The sequence below is a fragment of the Protofrankia sp. Cas8 genome, from assembly GCF_963555845.1.
Lineage (GTDB): Bacteria > Actinomycetota > Actinomycetes > Frankiales > Frankiaceae > Protofrankia.
The window spans coordinates 1-1,236 of record NZ_CAUVXI010000097.1; the positions used below are offsets into that span (position 1 = coordinate 1).

The following is a 1,236-nucleotide window of genomic DNA, read 5'->3' on the forward strand; positions in this document are numbered from 1 at the left end:
CATACATCCTGGCCCGGAGGCGTTCGATGCGTTCCGACGCTCTTTTCGACCCCATCGCCCGCCGCAACTGGTCGGCCTCGGCCGGCGAGAAGCCGGCGATATCGATCGCCATCTGCATGAGCTGTTCCTGAAAAATCGGTATACCGAGGGTCTTCGCCAGGCAGCGGCGCAGCAGCGGATGCGGATAGGTGATCTCCTCGGCGCCGTTACGGCGGCGGATGTAGGGATGGACCGCGCCGCCCTGGATCGGACCAGGCCGAATCAGCGCGACCTCGACCACGAGATCGTAGAAACGACGTGGGCGCAGCCGCGGCAACGTCGCCATCTGGGCTCGGCTCTCGACCTGGAAAACCCCGACGGAATCGGCCGCGCAGAGCATGTCGTAGACCGCGGGATCCTCCGGTGGGATCGATGTGAGGTCGAGTGCCCGGCCGTGATGATCACGAATGAGATCGAACACGCCGTGCAGCATGGACAACATACCGAGACCCAACAGGTCGAACTTGACCAGCCCGGCCGCCGCACAGTCGTCCTTGTCCCACTGGATGACCGTTCGCCCGGGCATGCGAGCCCACTCCACGGGCACGACCTCGGCCACCGGACGATCGCAGATGACCATTCCGCCGGAATGGATACCCAGGTGCCGGGGGAAACCCAGGAGCTGCCTGGTCAGATTCATGACCTCCATCGGAATTTCATAATCATAAGATGATTCCGGTGAAGACCGCAGTGAACCGTTTCGTTCCGGCAGTGACCCCCAACGATCAAGCTGCTTCGACCAGGCGTCCTGCTGTCCCTGGGAGTAGCCCAACGCGCGGGCGACGTCGCGGACGGCCGACCGCGGGCGGTAGCTGATGACGTTCGCGACCTGGGCAGCCCGATCCCGGCCGTAACGCTGGAAGACATACTGGATGACTTCCTCCCGACGGCCGGATTCGATGTCGATGTCGATGTCCGGCGGACCGTCCCGCTCCGGCGCGAGGAAACGCTCGAACAGCAGGCCGAACGACACCGCGTCCACATTGGTGATACCCAGCGCGTAGCAGACCGCGGAGTTCGCCGCCGAGCCCCGCCCCTGGCACAGGATGTTGTTGTCCCGGCAGAAGACAACGATATTGTGGACAATCAGGAAATAACCGGGAAAGCCCAGAGATTCAATCAGGTCAAGCTCGTGGTCGAGCTGCGCATAGGCACCAGCGACCCGTTCCCGGTGGCGCGGGCCGTACCGGCGCGCGG

The 1,236-nt window shown here is 63.9% G+C and carries 1 pseudogene; it reads right to left on the reverse strand.

What is annotated here, in order from left to right:
• A pseudogene (locus U9977_RS15120) lies at positions 1 to 1,236 on the reverse strand (error-prone DNA polymerase); the annotation flags it as partial.